We start from the raw sequence: 16969 nt of genomic DNA, 5'->3' as shown, positions 1-16969 counted from the left end.
ACCATGCTTCTGCGCTTCACCAAGATGCACGGCATCGGCAACGACTTCATGGTCCTCGACCTGGTCAGCCAGCACGCGCACATCCAGCCGCGCCACGTGGTGCAGTGGTCCGACCGCCATACCGGTGTGGGTTTCGACCAGTTGCTGATCGTCGAGCCGCCGAGCAACCCGGATGTGGACTTCCGCTACCGCATCTTCAATGCCGACGGCAGCGAGGTCGAACAGTGCGGCAACGGGGCGCGCTGCTTCGCGCGCTTCGTCATCGACAAGCGCCTGACCAGCAAGAAACGCATCCGCGTGGAAACCCGCGGCGGCATCATCGAGCTCAACGTGCGCAACGACGGCCAGGTCACCGTGGACATGGGCGCACCACGCCTGCTGCCCGCCGAAGTGCCCTTCCAGGCCGATGCGATGGCCTTGAGCTACGCTCTGCAGGTCGACGGCCAGGAGCACCGGTTGGCGGCCCTGTCGATGGGCAACCCACACGCCGTGCTGCGTGTCGACGACCTCGACCAGGCACCGGTGCAGACCCTGGGACCGCGCATCGAGCACCACCCGCGCTTCCCGCAGCGGGTCAACGTCGGTTTCCTCCAGGTGCTCGACCGCAAGCGCGGGCGGTTGCGCGTGTGGGAACGGAGCGCGGGCGAAACCCTCGCCTGTGGCACGGGGGCTTGTGCCGCGGCGGTCGCAGCGATCCGCCAGGGCTGGATGGACTCCCCGGTGCAACTGGAGCTGCCCGGCGGCAAGCTGAACATCGAATGGGCCGGCGAAGGCCAGTCGGTAATGATGACAGGCCCGGCGAGCCGGGTCTTCGAGGGCCAGGTACGTTTATGAGCGACACCCCACTGGACGCCGCGCAGATCGCCGACTGGCTGCGCCAGAATCCGGACTTCTTCGAACAGCAGAGCGCGCTGCTCGAGGAACTGCGTCTGCCCCACGAATCCGGCACCGCCGTCTCCCTGGTCCAGCGCCAGGTCAGCCTGCTGCGCGCACGCAACGAGGAAGCACGCCAGCGCCTGGCCCAGTTGATGGACGTCGCCCGCGACAACGACCGGCTGTTCGACAAGAGCCGCCGCCTGATCCTCGACATCCTCGACGCCAGCGGCCTGGAAGAGCTGGTCGGCGCCGTCGAGGACAGCCTGCGGCATGACTTCCAGGTGCCTTTCGTCAGCCTGATCCTGTTCAGCGACACGCCCTTGGGCGTCGGTCGCAGCCTGAGTCTGGGCGAGGCTCAACAGCTCGCGGGCGGACTGATCAGCGGCGGCAAGCCACTGTGCGGCAGCCTGCGTCCCCACGAGCTGGAATTCCTCTTCGGCGACAAGTCCAGCAGCGTTGCCTCGGCGGCGGTGGCCACCCTCAGCCACCAGGGCATCCACGGCTTGCTCGCGCTGGGCAGCAACGACCCGCAGCACTACCGCAGCAGCTTCGGTACGCTGTTCCTCAGCCATCTGGCCGAAGTCCTCGCACGGGTGTTGCCGCGCCACGCCAGCGCCCCGCGCCGCGCGCTGCGCTAGCGGCACGGGAGCGGCGCGTGGACGCAGCGATGCCCTTCGCCCGGATCGACGCCTACCTCGAGCACCTGCGCCGCGAGCGACAGGTCTCGCCGCACACCCTGGAGGCCTACGCCCGCGACCTGCGCGTGCTCGCCGGCTTTCTCACGGATGAACACCTGACCCTGCAGGGGCTGCAACCCGGCGATCTGCGCCGCCTGCTCGCCCGTCGCCACGCCGCCGGCCTCTCCAGCCGCAGCCTGGCGCGCCTGCTCTCGTCGATTCGCGGGCTCTACGGCTTCCTGCGTCAGCGCGGCGACGTACAACACGAGCCCACCGCCGGCCTGCGCCCCCCGAAGGGCGAGAAGCGCCTGCCGCGCACCCTGGATACGGACCGCGCCGCACAGCTGCTGGATGGCGCGGTGGAGGACGAATTCCTCGCCCGCCGCGATCACGCCATGCTCGAACTGCTGTATTCCTCCGGGCTGCGCCTGTCCGAACTGGTCGGCCTGGACCTGCCGGCGCTGGACCTGCGCGGCGGCCTGGTCCGCGTACTCGGCAAGGGCAACAAGACCCGCGAAGTGCCGGTCGGGCGCAAGGCGCGCGCCGCCATAGAGGCCTGGCTGCCGTTACGCCGGCTGGCCGGCCCGGCAGACGAGGCACTGTTCATCGGCCGCCAAGGCCGTCGCCTGGGCGCCCGCGCGGTACGCGAACGGGTGCGTCTGGCCGGTGCCAGCGAACTCGGCCAGCACCTGCATCCGCACATGCTCCGACATTCCTTTGCCAGCCATCTGCTGGAATCCTCGGGCGACCTGCGCGCCGTGCAGGAACTGCTCGGGCATGCCGATATCGCCACCACCCAGGTCTACACCCACCTGGACTTCCAGCACCTGGCCAGCGTCTACGATGGCGCCCATCCACGGGCACGCCGGCGCCGCGAGGACTCATGAACATCGCACTGATCACCTTCGACCTGGACGACACCCTGTGGGACAACGTCCCGGTCATCGCCGCCGCCGAGCAGGCCATGCGCGACTGGCTGCTACTGCACGCACCACGCCTGGGCGAACTGCCGGTGGAGCACTATGCCCAGGTACGCCGCCGCGTGTTGGCCGAGGACCCGGGGCTGCGCCACCGCCTCAGCGCGCTGCGCCGGCTGACCCTGCGCAGCGCGCTGCTGGAGTTGGACTACCCGGAAGCCGAAGCCACGCAACTGGCCGAAGGGGCGTTCCTGGCGATGCTCGAGGCCCGCCATCGCATCGATCTGTTTCCGGATACCCTGCCGACCCTGGAGCACCTCACCCAGTATTACCTGCTGGGCGCGGTCACCAATGGCAACGCGGATGTACGCCGCCTGGGCCTGGCGGATTATTTCGACTTCGCCCTGTGTGCCGAGGAACTGGGTGTCGGCAAGCCCGACCGGCGTCCCTTCGACGAGGCACTGGCCCGCGGTGCGGTGAGCGCGGCGCAGGCCGTGCACGTCGGCGACCACCCCGGCGACGACATTCTCGGCGCCCAGGCCGCCGGTTGGCGCGCGGTCTGGTTCAACCCGCTGGGGCACGCCTGGCAGGGCGACGGCGCACCGGACGCGCAGATCCGTCGCCTCGGTGAATTGCCGGCGCTGCTGCAGGCCTGGAACGCGGGCCCGGCGCACGACTGAGGCGATCCGCGGCCCGAATGCACGAAGACCCGCACGAGTGCGGGTCTTCGTAGAGGCAACAGGCCCTAGATGGGACGACTGCCGTACTTGTTGTCCGGCTTCTTCGGCGGATCGGCGACGACGTTGTCCTCGACCTCCTGCACCTTGCCGCCCCGTGCGAGGAATTCCTCCATGGCACGCGCCAGGGCATCGCGTTCGCGCTGCTTGGCCTCCAGGCTAGGGACTTCCTCGGGTTCGGCTGCGGCCTTGGCCTTTTTCTTGGCAGGCGCCTCCTCGCCCTCCTGGGCATCCTCAGCCTCGTCGCTGTCGGGGCCGGCACCGAGCTCCTCGGTATCTTCCTCGCCACCTTCGAAATCGTCTTCCAGTTCTTCGTCGCTCATCTTCGACCTCGCATCCGCGAAAATCAGGTTAGTCATAGCCCGGCCACGGCGGCCGGAGGAAGTCAGTAACCTTCGCCATGCAGGGTGGCGACTACCCGCCGGGCACCGCCATGGTCGCGATGCTCACCGAGATAGACGCCCTGCCAGGTACCCAGAGTCAGTGATCCGTCCATCACCGGCAGGCTGAGCTGGCAACCGAGCAGGCTGGCCTTGAAGTGTGCCGGCAGGTCGTCCGGCCCCTCGTAATCATGTTCGTAGCCACCCTCGCCTTGCGGCACCAGGCGGTTGAAGAACCGCTCGAAGTCACGTCTGACCGCGGCATCGGCGTTCTCGTTGACGGTCAACGAGGCCGACGTGTGCTGCAGCCACAGGTGTAACAGACCGACCCGCATTTCACACAGTTCCGGCAAGCCCGCCAGCAGTTCGTCGGTTATCAGATGGAATCCACGGGCACGCGGTCGCAGGGTCAGTGTTCGCTGCAGCCACATTGTCTATAGCCTCCATTTGGCGCGCATTCTAGCGCGGCGCCAGAAAAAACAAAGGGCGCCTTGCGGCGCCCTTCGAATACTCCCGGATCCGCTTATTTGCGGGTGAACTCCGGGTAGGCTTCCATACCGCATTCGGCGATGTCCACCCCTTCGTATTCCTCTTCCTCGCTGACGCGCAGGCCCATCACCGCCTTGATGATGGCCCAGACGATCAGGCTGGCGATGAATACCCAGGCGAAGATGCAGACGATACCCAGCAGCTGGGCGCCCAGCGATGCATCGGGGTTGGTCAGGCAGACGGCCAGCAGGCCCCAGATACCGACCACGCCGTGCACGGAGATGGCACCGACCGGGTCATCGATCTTCAGCTTGTCCAGGGCGAGGATGGAGAACACCACCAGCACGCCACCGACGGCACCGATCAGGGTTGCCTGGAAGGCGCCGGGGGTCAGCGGTTCGGCGGTGATGGCCACCAGACCTGCCAGGGCGCCGTTGAGCACCATGGTCAGGTCGGCCTTGCCGAACAGGATGCGGGCGACGATCAGCGCGGCGATCAGGCCACCGGCAGCGGCCATGTTGGTGTTCACGACCACCTGAGCCACCGCGTTGGCGTCTTCGATGGTGGTGATCTTCAGCTGCGAGCCGCCGTTGAAGCCGAACCAGCCCAGCCACAGGATGAAGGCACCCAGGGTAGCCAGCGGCAGGTTGGAACCCGGGAAGGCATTGATCTGGCCGTTGGGGCCGTACTTGCCTTTACGCGCGCCGAGCAGCAGGACACCGGCCAGGGCAGCGGAGGCACCGGCCATGTGCACCACGCCGGAACCGGCGAAGTCGAGGAAGCCGGCCGAGTTCAGGAAGCCCGAACCCCATTTCCAGAAACCCTGGATCGGGTAGATGAAGCCCGTCATCACCACGGCGAAGACCAGGAAGGCCCACAGTTTCATGCGCTCGGCCACGGCACCGGAGACGATGGACATGCAGGTCGCGGCGAACACCACCTGGAAGAAGAAGTCCGAGCGGGCCGAGTAGTAGGGCGCACCATCGCCACCGGCGGCGACCACGTCCACGGCGTTTTCGTCACCGATGAGGAAGCCCAGGCTCGGCAGGATGCCGCCCTCGGGGCTGGAGTACATGATGTGGTAGCCGATCACCAGATACATGATCGAAGCCACCGCGTAGAGCACGATGTTCTTGGTGAGGATCTCGGTGGTGTTCTTGCTACGCACCAGGCCGGCTTCGAGCATGGCGAAACCTGCCGCCATCCACATCACCAGGGCCCCCATGACCACGAAGTAGAAGGTATCGAGTCCGTACTGGACCGGGATCAAAGCTGTGCTTTCCATTTTTCACCTCTTGCCGTAGCGCCGCTCGGCGCCGTTCGGTTATGTGCCCGGGTTGGCTCCGGGCACGCTCCCTACGCTTACAGGTTGTAACCACGCTCGTTGTGCTGGGCGAGGTCGAGACCCACGGACTCTTCCTCTTCGCTGACCCGCAGCCCCATCACCGCATCCAGCACCTTGAGGATCACGAAGGTGACGATGCCGGTGTAGATCACGGTGAAGGCCACCCCTTCGAACTGCACGAAGAGTTGGTGACCGATGTCTTCCACCGAACCGAAACCGCCCAGAGCCGGAGCCGCGAAGACGCCGGTGAGCAGCGCACCGACGATGCCGCCGATGCCATGCACGCCGAAGGCGTCCAGGGAGTCGTCGTAACCGAGCTTGCGCTTGAGGCTGGTGGCGCAGAAGAAGCAGATGACGCCAGCGGCCAGACCGATGATCAGCGCCCCCATCGGACCCACCGTACCGGCGGCCGGGGTGATGGCGACCAGGCCGGCGACCACGCCCGAGGCGATGCCCAGCGCGCTGGGTTTACCGTGGCAGACCCACTCCGCGAACATCCAGGCCAGGGCCGCAGCGGCGGTGGCGATCTGGGTGACCAGCATGGCCATGCCGGCGGTGCCGTTGGCGGCGACCGCGGAACCGGCGTTGAAGCCGAACCAACCGACCCACAGCATGGCTGCGCCGACCAGGGTGTAACCCAGGTTGTGCGGCGCCATCGGGGTGCTCGGGTAGCCCTTGCGCTTGCCGAGGACCAGGCAGGCCATCAGACCGGCGACACCGGCGTTGATGTGCACCACGGTACCGCCGGCGAAGTCCAGCACGCCCCAGTCCCACATCAGGCCGCCGTCACCGCTCCACACCATGTGCGCGATGGGCGCGTAGACCAGGGTAAACCAGAGGCCACTGAACACCAGCATCGCCGAGAACTTCATACGTTCGGCGAAGGCGCCGACGATGAGGGCCGGGGTGATGATGGCGAAGGTCATCTGGAAGGTGATGAATACGCTTTCAGGGAAGTTGCCGACCAGGCTCTCGGTGGTCAGGCCGCTGAGGAAAGCGCGCGAAAGGCCGCCGACGAAGGAGCTGAAGTTGGTCACTCCCGCTTCCATGCCGGTGGTATCGAATGCCAGGCTGTAGCCGTACACCATCCAGAGGATGCTGATCAGGCCCGTGATGGCGAAGCACTGCATCATCACCGAAAGCACGTTCTTGGCGCGCACCATGCCGCCGTAGAAAAGTGCCAGGCCCGGTACGGTCATGAACAGTACCAGTGCAGTGGAGGTGAGCATCCAGGCGGTGTCGCCGCTGTCCAGCGTCGCCTCCTGGGCCATGGCCAGGCCAGGGGCGAGCAGCAGAGACAAAAGGGCTCCGCGCCCTGCGAAACTTCGCAGAGTCATTGGGTATTCTCCTGGGGCGGGGGGTCGGGGCGGCGTTAGATCGCGTCCGTATCGGTCTCGCCGGTACGGATACGAATAGCCTGTTCCAGGTTGACCACGAAGATCTTGCCGTCACCGATCTTGCCGGTGTTGGCTGCCTTGGTGATGGCTTCGATGACGCGATCGAGCTGATCGTCGGCGATGGCCACGTCGATTTTCACTTTGGGCAGGAAATCCACCACGTATTCGGCACCGCGGTACAGCTCGGTGTGGCCTTTCTGGCGACCGAAACCCTTGACCTCGGTAACGGTGATGCCCTGCACACCGATCTCGGATAGCGACTCGCGCACGTCGTCGAGCTTGAACGGCTTAATGATGGCAGTGACTAGTTTCATGACTTTCTCCCGTGTGAATGGACTTGCCCCAGGAAATTACGACCCGTTTCAAGTCTAAGCGCAGTGTCTGGCTTTTAGGTAACACCGTGGCTCGAGTCGACCGCGATCGGACTACGCGCCGCCGCATCCGAGAGGGCATTCCGGCCCCTTCGAGAGCACCGGTACCGCTTCGGTGCGTGCGTCGGCAGGACGCCAAGCAGATTTCTTGCCAGTTAGCCTAAGAAGTGCGGGCTTGAGGAATCACGGCGCTCAGCGCCAGGGCGGATGCCACCCGCGGCGAGGCATACGCACCAACTTAGCACCTGGCGCCCCATGCCAACGCACCACATTGGAGCAAGACCATCGCGCAGACCAACGGAAGCGCCGTGCTAGACTCTGCCGGTGCCCGCCACGGATAAACACGATGTTGCCGCCCAAATCCCTGCTCGATTCGATTTCCGCCCAGGCCTCGCGCCTCTTCGCCAGCGAGCCCAGCGCCAGCCGCGAACAACTCGAGGGCCAACTCAAGGCCCTGCTGCAATCCGCGCTCGGCAAGCTCGACGTGGTCAGCCGTGAGGAGTTCGACAGCCAGGGCGCAGTGCTCGCCCGCACCCGTGCGCGGCTGGAGGCGCTGGAGCGCCGGGTCGCCGAGCTGGAAGCCCCCACCCCGCCCGGCGAATAACGCCGGCGCGGACGCCGATCAAGGAGTGATCGATGTCCCTCGCCATCCTGCATAGCCGCGCTCAGCTCGGCGTCGAGGCGCCGCCGGTGGCGGTGGAGGTGCATCTCGCCAACGGCCTGCCCTCCTTCACCCTGGTCGGGCTGCCGGAAACCGCCGTCAAGGAAAGCAAGGATCGCGTGCGCAGTGCCTTGCAGAATTGCGGCTTCGAATACCCTGCCCGACGCATCACCCTCAACCTCGCCCCTGCCGACCTCCCCAAGGACGGCGGCCGCTTCGACCTGTCGATCGCCCTCGGCCTGCTGCTCGCCAGCGGCCAGTTACCGGCCGGCAGCCTCGATCAGTGCGAATGCCTCGGTGAACTGGCGCTCTCCGGCGCGCTGCGCCCGGTACAGGGCGTGCTGCCCGCCGCTCTGGCAGCGCGTGCCGCCGGTCGCGCCCTGCTGGTGCCACGGGCGAATGCCGAGGAAGCCAGCCTGGCGTCCGGTCTGCAGGTCTTCGCCGCCGACCACCTGCTCGAATTCAGCGCACACTTCAGCGGCCAGGCGCCTCTGGCCCCGTACCAGGCGCAAGGTCTGCTGCAATGCGCTCGCCCCTACCCGGAACTGGCGGAGGTCCAGGGCCAGCAAGCCGCCAAGCGTGCCCTCCTGGTAGCCGCCGCAGGCGCCCACAACCTGCTGTTCTGCGGGCCACCGGGTACCGGCAAGACGCTGCTCGCCAGTCGCCTGCCCGGCCTGCTCCCCCCGCTGCAGGAGGACGAGGCACTGGAAGTCGCGGCGATCCACTCCGTGGCCAGCCACGCCCCGCTGGATGCCTGGCCGCAGCGCCCGTTCCGCCACCCGCACCACAGTGCTTCCGGGCCGGCGCTGGTCGGCGGCGGTTCGCGCCCACGTCCCGGCGAGATCACCCTGGCGCACCACGGCGTGCTGTTCCTCGACGAGTTGCCGGAGTTCGACCGCAAGGTCCTGGAGGTCCTTCGCGAGCCACTGGAGAGCGGCGAGATCGTCATAGCCCGGGCCAACGACAAGGTGCGCTTCCCGGCGCGCTTTCAGCTGGTCGCGGCGATGAATCCCTGTCCTTGCGGCTACCTGGGCGATCCTTCCGGCCGCTGTCGTTGCAGTCCGGAGCAAATACAGCGCTACCGCGCCAAGCTCTCCGGCCCGCTACTCGACCGCATCGACCTGCAACTGAGCGTGCAACGCGAGGCCACGTCGTTGCAGGCGCAGACCCACGAAGGCCCCAGCAGCGCCGAAGCAGCGGCCCTGGTCGCCGCCGCACGGGCGCTACAGCGCCGCCGCCAGGGACGTCCGAACGCTTTTCTCGATCTGCAGGGACTGGCCCTGCACTGCGCCCTCTCCAGCGTCGATCGCACCTGGCTGGAACAGGCCTGCGAACGCCTCGGACTGTCCCTGCGCGCGGCCCATCGCGTGCTCAAGGTGGCGCGGACGCTGGCCGACCTGGAGGGCCACCCAGCAATCGCCCGCGAGCACCTGGCAGAAGCGTTGCAGTACCGCACCACCTAAGATTGATTTCACATCGAGTGGATCGCTTGTCAAACTTGTCAGTCAGATGAGCTGCGCCCATGAAGGGCGCCCACGAGCCGACCAAGGAGCGCCCGCCCGATGGACAAGCCCAAATCGACCCTCAACTATCCCGTCTTCGTCACCTCTGCGGTACTGATCCTGGCGCTGGTAATCTACGCCAGTGCCTTCCAGGAAAGCGCCCAACAGACCTTTTCAGCCCTGCAGGGCTGGGTCATCGCCAACGCCAGTTGGATCTACATCCTTGCGGTGGCGCTGATCCTGCTGATGGTGGTGATCCTCGCCCTGTCGCGCTATGGCGACATCAAGCTCGGGCCTGACCACAGTACGCCCGACTACAGCAACGGCACCTGGTTCGCCATGCTGTTCTCCGCCGGCATGGGCATCGGCCTGATGTTCTTCGGCGTTGCCGAGCCGGTAATGCACTTCCTCTCACCCCCGGTGGGCGACGGCGGCAGCGTCGAAGCCGCCCGTGAGGCGATGAAGATCACCTTCTTCCACTGGGGTCTGCACGCCTGGGCGATCTACGCCATCGTGGCGATGATCCTCGCCTACTTCAGCTACCGCCATGGCTTGCCGCTGACCCTGCGCTCGGCGCTCTACCCGATCATCGGCGATCGCATCTATGGCCCGATCGGCCATGCCGTGGACATCTTCGCGATCATCGGCACGGTGCTCGGCGTGGCCACTTCGCTGGGCCTGGGGGTCACCCAGATCAACACCGGCCTGAACCACCTCTACGGCGTGCCGGTGAGCGTGCCGGTGCAGATCGCACTGATCATCGGGACCACCGCGCTGGCGACCCTTTCCGTGGTCACCGGCCTGGACAAAGGCGTGCGCCGGCTGTCCGAGCTCAACCTGTCGCTCGCCGTGCTGCTGGTGCTGCTGGTGGTCATCACCGGACCGACCGTATTCATCCTGCAGACCTTCGTGCAGAACACGGGCACCTACCTGTCGGATATCGTCAACAAGACCTTCAACCTCTACGCCTACGAGCCCAACGACTGGATCGGTGGCTGGACGCTGTTCTACTGGGGCTGGTGGCTGGCCTGGTCGCCCTTCGTCGGCCTGTTCATCGCGCGCATCTCCCGCGGCCGCACCATCCGCCAGTTCGTCACCGGCGTGCTACTGGTCCCCACCGGTTTCACCCTGCTGTGGATGACGGTGTTCGGCGATACCGCGATCCACATGATCCTCTGGGATCAAGTCACCGGACTCGCCGATTCGATCCAGCAGGACAGCTCACTCGCCCTGTTCGTGTTCCTGGAACAGTTCCCCTTCTCCGCCGTGATTTCCACCGTCGCCATCGTCATGGTGGTGGTGTTCTTCGTCACCTCGGCGGACTCCGGCGCGCTGGTGGTGGACATGCTCGCCTCCGGCGGCAGCGATGCCTCGCCGGTCTGGCAGCGGATCTTCTGGGCATGCTCCATGGGCCTGGTCGCCATCGCCCTGCTGCTGGCCGGCGGCCTGTCGACCCTGCAGACCGCCACCATCGCCAGCGCCCTGCCGTTCACCATCGCCCTGCTGTTGTCGATGTGGGGACTGCTCAAGGCCCTGCAACTGGACGCCACCAAGCGCGGCATCCGCAGCCAGGCGCTGGGCTCGCGCCCGATGCCCAGCGGGGCCGGCGGCTGGCAGCGACGCCTGCGCAGCATCTCGATGTTCCCGCGTCGGGCGCATGTGGTGCGCTTCATCGCCGACGTGGTGCGCCCCGCCCAGGAATCCGTCGCCGATGAGCTGGCCAAGCAGGGCTACCAGGTGCGCATCAAGGACGGCGAGGACGGTCGCACCCGCCTGGAGGTCGGCGCCGAGGAATCCCCCGACTTCATCTACGAGGTACGCGCACGGGCCTACAACATGCCGGCGTTCGCCATGGTCGGCTCACAGGAAGACAGCCAGGAATCGCGCAAGTACTTCCGAGCCGAAGTTCACCTGAGCGAGGGTGGACAGGACTACGACGTGATGGGCTGGAGCCGTGAGGACGTGATTGGCGACATCCTCGATCAGTTCGAGCGCTACATGCACTACCTGCACGTCACCAACTGAACGGAGCGGGTCCGGGCAGTTACCCGGACCCGTTCAGCGCTCACTCAAGGTTTCGCGCTGCATGTCGACCAACAGGTCGACGAAGCGTCGGGTGAGCAGGTTCTCCGGCAGGTGGGTCGATCGCAGCACATAGCTGGTATAGCGCAGCACCGGCGCGAAAGGCCGCATCAGCAAGCCCGTGTGCTGATACTCGCGAGCCACCATCTGGCTGACCAGACTGACCCCCATGCCCAGGCCGACCATCTGGCAGGCCGTCGCCGCATAGGGCGCCTCGACACCCATCCTGCGTCGCACCCCTTGGGCATCGAACAGACGGTCGATGCGCCCGCGATTGCCGTCGGTGTTGAGTAGCGAGATGAACTCCTGCCCTTCGAAATCCTTCGGCGTCAGGCTCTCGCGCTCGGCGAAGGGATGCCCCGGCGGGAAGATGCACACGCCCGGCACGTCATAGACCAGCGTCGCCTCGATACCCGGAATCCCCTCGCCACTGTAGGCCGCCAGGCCGACATCGCAGAACTGCGAGGCGGCCCACTGCGCCACCGTCATCGAATCGCTGGTGTAGACGGACAGGGCCACGTTCGGATGGGCTTCGCGAAAACGATGCAACACCCTCGGCAGCATCGTTATGGAGATCGACGGAACCGCCGCGATACGCAGCCGTCCGGTACCGATCTGACGGATCTGCGTGACGGAGTCCTCGAGACTCTTCAATCCCACGAAGGCCCGTTCCACATCGCGGAACAGCGCTTTGCCCTCGTCCGTCGCCTGCAGGCGACCGTGGAGGCGTTCGAACAGGCGAAAGCCGGCACTGCGTTCGAGCTGCGCGATCAACCGGCTGATGTTCGGTTGCGAGGTGTGCATCGCCTCTGCGGCGGCCGTCATAGAGCCTGAGAGCATCACGGCACGGAAGGCTTCGATCTGCTTGAAGTTCATAGGCCATATCATTTCTGAATAGACCTCTAGCATATCTTTATTTGCAGGCATGAGTGCGCCGCTTTAAAACGGACTCATAACGAGCAAGCCAAAAGGCCGCCACCCCGCTTCATTCTTCCTGGCCGTCCTTTGGCCCTGCCCTTCATCTTCCATCAAGGCAGCGGAGCGCCCGCGCATCCGCTGCCCATTCGAAGCCACTGGAGAGGTCCCATGTCATTTCCCCGCAGTTCCTTGGTCGGCTCGCTCGTCCTGACGCTCGCCGCCACCTTCACCCACGCCGCCGAAATGCCCCCCGTTCCCGAGGCCATCCAGAGTGCCGGTACGCTGACGGTTGGTGTGCGCTGTGACCAGCCGCCCTACGGCTTCCAGGACAAGAACGGCGAGTTCGCCGGTGTCGAGGTGGAAATGGCCCGGCAGATCGGCGAATGGGCCCTTGGCTCCAAGGACAAGGTCCAACTGACCTGCGTCACCGGCGAGAACCGCATTCCGATGCTGATGACCGGCAAGGTCGACTTCCTCATCGCCACCCTGGGCATCACCCCCGAGCGCGAACGCGTCGTGGCGTTCAGCACGCCCTACCGCTGGGGCGCCAGCGGCGTGCTGGTGAAGAAGGACAGCCCGATCCAGAAAATGAAGGACTTCAACGGCAAGACCGTTGCCGTACTCAAGGGCACCGTGCAGGCCAAGTGGTTCGAGGACCATATGCCGGAGGTCGAGACGCTGCGCCTGAACAGCTCCGCCGACGCCCTGCAGAGCTTCCTCCAGGGGCGTGCCGACGGCTACGCCCATGATGCTGCAACCCTGGTGGTGGTCACCGGCAGCGATGACCGCGTACGCCTGGTCGACGACCCCTACCAGATCTCCGACGCCGCCATCGGCCTGCGCAAGAACGAGCCGGAGCTGAAGGCCTACCTCGACGCCGCCGTGACCCGCATGCACAGCGAAAACCTGTTCGTAGGCTGGATCAACAAGTACGTCGACGAGAAGATTCGCAGCTATTACATCGACGTCTTCACCCAGCCGCGCCCGCAAGTCGACTGAGTGGCAGACGCATGACCTACGACTTTCAGTACTTGCTCGGCCAGTGGCCGGCCCTGCTCGACGGTTTGTGGATGACCGTACGGGTGTCCCTGCTGGCCATCGCCTTCTCGCTGCTGATCGGCGTGCTGGGCGGCGCGGTGCGCTTGTTCCGCCTGCCGCTGCTGTCCCAGTTGGTCATGCTCTACGTCGAGCTGGTGCGCAACACGCCGATCCTGGTGCAGCTGTTCTTCATCTTCTATGGGCTGCCGGCGCTGGGCCTGGACCTGTCGCTGTTCTGGTCCGGGGTGATCTGCCTGTCGCTGTGGGCCGGCGCGTACCAGACCGAAAACGTGCGCGGCGGCCTGGCCACCGTCAGCCAGAGCATGCGCGAGGCCAGCCTGGCGCTGAGCCTGCGCCCGCGTCAGTACTTCTGGCTGGTGGCGCTGCCCATCGCCGTGCGCACCAGTCTGCCGGCGATGCTCAACACCGCCATTTCGCTGCTGAAGAACTCCTCCTACCTGCAGGCCATCGGCCTTGCCGAGCTGACCTTCGTGGCGGTCGACCGTATCGCCACGGATTTCCGCGCCCTGGAGATGTTCAGCGCGATCTGCGTGATCTACCTGGCACTGGTCGCCGTGTTGTCGCTGTTCACCAGCCGTCTCTCGGCGCGCCTGCAGCGCCCCTTCGTGCAGCATTGAGGGCCGTCGCATGCATTTCTTCATAGAGAACTGGGTGTTCATCTCCAAGGGCTTGGCGATGACGCTCAAGCTGGCCCTGGTGATCCTCGCCTTCACCACCGTGATCTCGCTGCTGCTCGGGGTGCTCGCCACCTTGCGCAGCCGCGCCCTGCGCTGGCTGATCCACGGCTACGTCGAGCTGTTCCGCTCGATCCCCCTGATCGTCAACGTATTCTTCATCTTCTTCGGCGCGCCGATGCTCGGCATGGACCTGACGCCCTTCGTCGCGGTGACCACCGGGCTGACCCTGTGGGGCAGCGCCAACGGCATCGAGATCGTCCGCGGCGGCCTGGAGTCGGTCCCGCGCCACCAGTGGAAGAGCGCCTGGGCGTTGGGCCTCAAACCCTGGGAGATCTACCGCTACATCATCATGCCGCAGTCGATGAAGGCGATCCTACCGGCCTATACCGGGCTGCTCACGCTGCTCGTGCAGGCCACCTCGCTGGGCGCGCTGGTCGGGGTGACCGAATTCCTCAAGACCGGCCAGACGATCATCGAACGCACCACCATGATGACCGGCCAGAGTCCCGCCTTCGCCGTCTACGGCACCGTCCTGCTCGTCTACTTCGTCATCTGCTCCGCGCTGACCTGGCTCAGCCGCTACCTCGAATACCGCCTCGGTCGCCCCGTGACCCGCCCTACCCGTTGAGAGAATCGACATGCACGCATCGAAAGTCAGTCGTCGTCTGAAGGAGACCACCGCTCCGGAGGTCTGCGAATACATCTACCTGCCGCGCCTGGCCGGTTTCGCCCAGGGGTTCGCTAACCTCGGCGACGTGAACAAGGCCCACGTGGTGATGCTCGCCGAATGCGGGCTGCTGCGCAGCGAGCATGCCGCCGTGCTGGCACGCGGCATTCTGCAGATGGAAGCGGACGGCCCGGACGCCGTGAGCCTCGACCCGGAGCGCGAAGACGCCTACTTCAACTACGAAGCGCACCTGATCGGAGCGGTTGGCGAGGACATCGGCGGCCGTCTGCACACCGGCCGCAGCCGCAACGACCTGCTCGCCACGCTGGACCGCATCAACGCCCGCGAAGTGCTGATGGCGCTGGTGGAGCAATTGATCGCCGTGCGCCAGGCCACGCTGGACAATGCCCGGCGCTTCGCCGACGTGGTGATGCCCGGCTACACCCACCTGCAGCCGGCCCAGCCGATCACCTACGGGTTCTACCTGGCCGGCGTGGCGCAGGCCCTGGAGCGCGACTGCCAGCGCCTGACCACGACACTGCAGAGCATGAACCAGAGCCCGTTGGGCGCCGCCGCCTTCGCCGGCACGCCGTTCGCCATCGACCGCTCGCGCACCGCCGAACTGCTGGGTTTCGACGGCTACATCGACAACACCCTGGACGCCGTCGCCTCGCGCGACTTCATCCTCGAAAGCATGGCGCACCTGAGCCTGCTGGCGGTGTTCTGGAGCCGCGTCAGCCAGGACTATTTCACCTGGGTGAGCCACGAATTCAGCCTGATCGAGTTCCCCGACAGCGTCTGCGGCACCTCCAGCATCATGCCGCAGAAGAAGAACCCGGTCGTCCTCGAATACCTCAAGGGCCGCACCGGCCACATCGTCGGCCTGCAGATGGCTGCCAACATGACCGTCAAGGGCACTCACTTCACCCACTCCAGCGAAGTGAATCGCGAAGGCACCCGCGGCTTCTGGGAGGCTGCCGAGGAATCGCTGCGCTGCCTGAAGCTGCTGGAGCTGGTGCTGCGCACCGCCACGCCAAACGCCGAGCGCGGCCTGCGCCTGGCCGCGGAGGACTTCTCCACCGCCACCGGCCTGGCTGACCTCATCGTGCGTGACGCCGACCTGTCGTTTCGCGAGGCCCACCATATCGTCGGTGCCGTGGTACGCCAGGCGATGGATGCCGGCCAGCATGCCGACCAGATCACCGGAGCCATGATCGACACCGCCGCCCAGGAACAGCTCGGTCACCCGCTGGGCCTGGACGAGGAGAAGGTGCGCGAGTGCCTGGCACCGGTCGCCAACGTACAGGCACGCCGCTCGCCCGGCGCTCCCGGCCGCCCGGCACTGGACGCGACCCTGGAGGCCGCCCAGGCGCGGCTGACCCTGGAACGCGAGGCTGCGCGCCTGCGCCGTGAGCGCCAGCAAGGCGCGCGCAGCCGCCTCGACCAAGCCATCCGCGCGTTGGCCGAGCGATGAGTGCGCTCATGGAGGTGCGCGGCCTGTGCAAGCAGTTCGGCGAGCACGAGGTGGTCAAGGGTATCGATCTGGATGTCGCCGAAGGCGAAGTGGTGGTGATTATCGGCCCCAGCGGCTCGGGCAAATCCACCTTCATCCGCTGCCTGAACAACCTCGAGGCACCGAGCCGGGGCAGCGTGACGTTTGCCGGCACGCCGATCGACGCCCGCGACCGCAAGGCCATGACCAAGCTGCGCGACAACGTCGGCATGGTGTTCCAGGATTACACCCTGTTCCCGCACCTGAACATTATCGCCAACATGACCCTGGCGCCGACCCGCCGACGCGGACTCAAGCGCGCGCAGGCGGAGGAGGAGGCACTCGCCCTGCTCGACCGCGTCGGCCTGCGGCACAAGGCGCAGGACTATCCGGCGCAACTGTCCGGGGGCCAGCAGCAGCGCGTGGCCATCGTCCGCGCGCTGGCGATGCGTCCGCAGCTGTTGCTGTTCGATGAGCCGACCTCGGCGCTCGACCCGGAAACCGTGAACGACGTGCTGGAGGTGATGAAGTCATTGGCCCGTGAAGGCATGACCATGGTGGTGGTGACCCACGAGATGGGCTTCGCCCGCGAAGTCGCCGACCGGGTGGTGTTCTTCGACCACGGCAGCATCGTCGAGATGGGTGAGCCCGAGCAACTGTTCGGCGCGCCGCAACACCCACGTACCCAACAGTTCCTCGCCAGCGTTCTGCGCTGACGGTCA

General features: G+C 66.1%; 18 protein-coding genes. 12 read left to right on the top strand and 6 right to left on the bottom strand.

Features of this window, described 5'->3' with window-relative positions:
- Positions 1-3: 3 nt before the first annotated feature.
- From dapF to ACYRGX_RS04245, 4 genes are read left to right on the top strand one after another with little or no spacing between them, the layout of a single operon-like run.
- The gene (dapF, locus tag ACYRGX_RS04260; RefSeq protein WP_473055371.1) at positions 4-834 is read left to right on the top strand and encodes a diaminopimelate epimerase; all 831 of its coding nucleotides are present in this window, start codon (positions 4-6) and stop codon (positions 832-834) included.
- A complete protein-coding gene (locus ACYRGX_RS04255; RefSeq protein WP_473055370.1) occupies positions 831-1514 on the top strand; it encodes a DUF484 family protein in 684 nt (227 codons plus the stop codon). The genes dapF and ACYRGX_RS04255 overlap by 4 nt, the downstream gene beginning before the upstream one ends.
- Positions 1515-1543: 29 nt before the next feature.
- The gene (xerC, locus tag ACYRGX_RS04250) at positions 1544-2440 is read left to right on the top strand and encodes a tyrosine recombinase XerC (RefSeq protein WP_473056631.1); all 897 of its coding nucleotides are present in this window, start codon (positions 1544-1546) and stop codon (positions 2438-2440) included.
- On the top strand, positions 2437-3150 hold the full coding sequence (locus tag ACYRGX_RS04245; protein ID WP_473055369.1) for an HAD family hydrolase: 714 nt from the start codon (positions 2437-2439) through the stop codon (positions 3148-3150). The genes xerC and ACYRGX_RS04245 overlap by 4 nt, the downstream gene beginning before the upstream one ends.
- Positions 3151-3215: 65 nt before the next feature.
- On the opposite strand, the gene sutA is transcribed toward ACYRGX_RS04245, so the two are convergent.
- The 5 genes from sutA to glnK all read right to left on the bottom strand — a co-directional run bounded on the left by sutA (position 3216) and on the right by glnK (position 7132).
- On the bottom strand, positions 3216-3530 hold the full coding sequence (gene sutA / locus ACYRGX_RS04240; RefSeq protein WP_473055368.1) for a transcriptional regulator SutA: 315 nt from the start codon (positions 3528-3530) through the stop codon (positions 3216-3218).
- Between the two features lie 62 nt (positions 3531-3592).
- A complete protein-coding gene (locus ACYRGX_RS04235; RefSeq protein ID WP_473055367.1) occupies positions 3593-4018 on the bottom strand; it encodes a secondary thiamine-phosphate synthase enzyme YjbQ in 426 nt (141 codons plus the stop codon).
- Positions 4019-4110: 92 nt separating this feature from the next.
- On the bottom strand, positions 4111-5361 hold the full coding sequence (locus ACYRGX_RS04230; protein ID WP_473055366.1) for an ammonium transporter: 1251 nt from the start codon (positions 5359-5361) through the stop codon (positions 4111-4113).
- A gap of 77 nt (positions 5362-5438) precedes the next feature.
- Positions 5439-6758, bottom strand: coding sequence for an ammonium transporter (locus ACYRGX_RS04225; RefSeq protein ID WP_473055365.1), 1320 nt, complete (start codon positions 6756-6758; stop codon positions 5439-5441).
- Between the two features lie 35 nt (positions 6759-6793).
- Positions 6794-7132: a P-II family nitrogen regulator gene (gene glnK / locus ACYRGX_RS04220; RefSeq protein WP_003096476.1), complete on the bottom strand. Its 339-nt coding sequence runs from the start codon at positions 7130-7132 to the stop codon at positions 6794-6796.
- A 403-nt stretch (positions 7133-7535) separates the two neighbouring features.
- Between glnK and ACYRGX_RS04215 the strand changes: the two genes are divergently transcribed.
- From ACYRGX_RS04215 to ACYRGX_RS04205, 3 genes are all read left to right on the top strand, one after another.
- Positions 7536-7793 (top strand): accessory factor UbiK family protein, encoded by a 258-nt coding sequence (locus ACYRGX_RS04215; RefSeq protein ID WP_473055364.1) that lies wholly within the window; start codon positions 7536-7538, stop codon positions 7791-7793.
- Between the two features lie 32 nt (positions 7794-7825).
- Positions 7826-9313 carry a YifB family Mg chelatase-like AAA ATPase gene (locus ACYRGX_RS04210; protein WP_473055363.1) on the top strand — a complete coding sequence of 496 codons (1488 nt, stop codon included), beginning with the start codon at positions 7826-7828 and terminating at the stop codon, positions 9311-9313.
- 99 nt (positions 9314-9412) lie between these two features.
- Entirely contained in the window at positions 9413-11377 is a 1965-nt protein-coding gene (locus tag ACYRGX_RS04205; RefSeq protein WP_473055362.1) for a BCCT family transporter, read from the top strand.
- 33 nt (positions 11378-11410) lie between these two features.
- On the opposite strand, the gene ACYRGX_RS04200 is transcribed toward ACYRGX_RS04205, so the two are convergent.
- Complete coding sequence (locus tag ACYRGX_RS04200; RefSeq protein WP_473055361.1) at positions 11411-12310, bottom strand: LysR substrate-binding domain-containing protein; 900 nt, start codon at positions 12308-12310, stop codon at positions 11411-11413.
- Between the two features lie 210 nt (positions 12311-12520).
- Between ACYRGX_RS04200 and ACYRGX_RS04195 the strand changes: the two genes are divergently transcribed.
- From ACYRGX_RS04195 to ACYRGX_RS04175, 5 genes are read left to right on the top strand one after another with little or no spacing between them, the layout of a single operon-like run.
- A complete protein-coding gene (locus ACYRGX_RS04195) occupies positions 12521-13351 on the top strand; it encodes a transporter substrate-binding domain-containing protein (RefSeq protein ID WP_473055360.1) in 831 nt (276 codons plus the stop codon).
- 11 nt (positions 13352-13362) lie between these two features.
- A complete protein-coding gene (locus ACYRGX_RS04190) occupies positions 13363-14028 on the top strand; it encodes an amino acid ABC transporter permease (protein WP_473055359.1) in 666 nt (221 codons plus the stop codon).
- A 10-nt stretch (positions 14029-14038) separates the two neighbouring features.
- Positions 14039-14716, top strand: a complete 678-nt coding sequence (locus ACYRGX_RS04185) for an amino acid ABC transporter permease (RefSeq protein WP_473055358.1) — start codon at positions 14039-14041, stop codon at positions 14714-14716.
- Positions 14717-14726: 10 nt separating this feature from the next.
- On the top strand, positions 14727-16229 hold the full coding sequence (argH, locus tag ACYRGX_RS04180) for an argininosuccinate lyase (protein WP_473055357.1): 1503 nt from the start codon (positions 14727-14729) through the stop codon (positions 16227-16229).
- Positions 16226-16963 carry an amino acid ABC transporter ATP-binding protein gene (locus tag ACYRGX_RS04175; RefSeq protein ID WP_473055356.1) on the top strand — a complete coding sequence of 246 codons (738 nt, stop codon included), beginning with the start codon at positions 16226-16228 and terminating at the stop codon, positions 16961-16963. The genes argH and ACYRGX_RS04175 overlap by 4 nt, the downstream gene beginning before the upstream one ends.
- Positions 16964-16969: the final 6 nt, after the last annotated feature.

The organism is Pseudomonas sp. R4-15, assembly GCF_055768815.1.
This window is presented reverse-complemented; position numbering and strand designations above follow the sequence as displayed.

Bases quoted from the DNA above. Each gene is read 5' to 3' on its own strand.
- ACYRGX_RS04230 (WP_473055366.1), bottom strand. From the start codon at position 5,361: ATGGAAAGCACAGCTTTGATCCCGGTCCAGTACGGACTCGATACCTTC.
- ACYRGX_RS04175 (WP_473055356.1), top strand. From the start codon at position 16,226: ATGAGTGCGCTCATGGAGGTGCGCGGCCTGTGCAAGCAGTTCGGCGAG.
- ACYRGX_RS04200 (WP_473055361.1), bottom strand. From the start codon at position 12,310: ATGAACTTCAAGCAGATCGAAGCCTTCCGTGCCGTGATGCTCTCAGGC.
- glnK (WP_003096476.1), bottom strand. From the start codon at position 7,132: ATGAAACTAGTCACTGCCATCATTAAGCCGTTCAAGCTCGACGACGTG.
- ACYRGX_RS04190 (WP_473055359.1), top strand. From the start codon at position 13,363: ATGACCTACGACTTTCAGTACTTGCTCGGCCAGTGGCCGGCCCTGCTC.
- dapF (WP_473055371.1), top strand. From the start codon at position 4: ATGCTTCTGCGCTTCACCAAGATGCACGGCATCGGCAACGACTTCATG.
- ACYRGX_RS04245 (WP_473055369.1), top strand. From the start codon at position 2,437: ATGAACATCGCACTGATCACCTTCGACCTGGACGACACCCTGTGGGAC.
- sutA (WP_473055368.1), bottom strand. From the start codon at position 3,530: ATGAGCGACGAAGAACTGGAAGACGATTTCGAAGGTGGCGAGGAAGAT.
- ACYRGX_RS04255 (WP_473055370.1), top strand. From the start codon at position 831: ATGAGCGACACCCCACTGGACGCCGCGCAGATCGCCGACTGGCTGCGC.
- ACYRGX_RS04195 (WP_473055360.1), top strand. From the start codon at position 12,521: ATGTCATTTCCCCGCAGTTCCTTGGTCGGCTCGCTCGTCCTGACGCTC.
- xerC (WP_473056631.1), top strand. From the start codon at position 1,544: ATGCCCTTCGCCCGGATCGACGCCTACCTCGAGCACCTGCGCCGCGAG.
- argH (WP_473055357.1), top strand. From the start codon at position 14,727: ATGCACGCATCGAAAGTCAGTCGTCGTCTGAAGGAGACCACCGCTCCG.
- ACYRGX_RS04215 (WP_473055364.1), top strand. From the start codon at position 7,536: ATGTTGCCGCCCAAATCCCTGCTCGATTCGATTTCCGCCCAGGCCTCG.
- ACYRGX_RS04235 (WP_473055367.1), bottom strand. From the start codon at position 4,018: ATGTGGCTGCAGCGAACACTGACCCTGCGACCGCGTGCCCGTGGATTC.
- ACYRGX_RS04205 (WP_473055362.1), top strand. From the start codon at position 9,413: ATGGACAAGCCCAAATCGACCCTCAACTATCCCGTCTTCGTCACCTCT.
- ACYRGX_RS04210 (WP_473055363.1), top strand. From the start codon at position 7,826: ATGTCCCTCGCCATCCTGCATAGCCGCGCTCAGCTCGGCGTCGAGGCG.
- ACYRGX_RS04185 (WP_473055358.1), top strand. From the start codon at position 14,039: ATGCATTTCTTCATAGAGAACTGGGTGTTCATCTCCAAGGGCTTGGCG.
- ACYRGX_RS04225 (WP_473055365.1), bottom strand. From the start codon at position 6,758: ATGACTCTGCGAAGTTTCGCAGGGCGCGGAGCCCTTTTGTCTCTGCTG.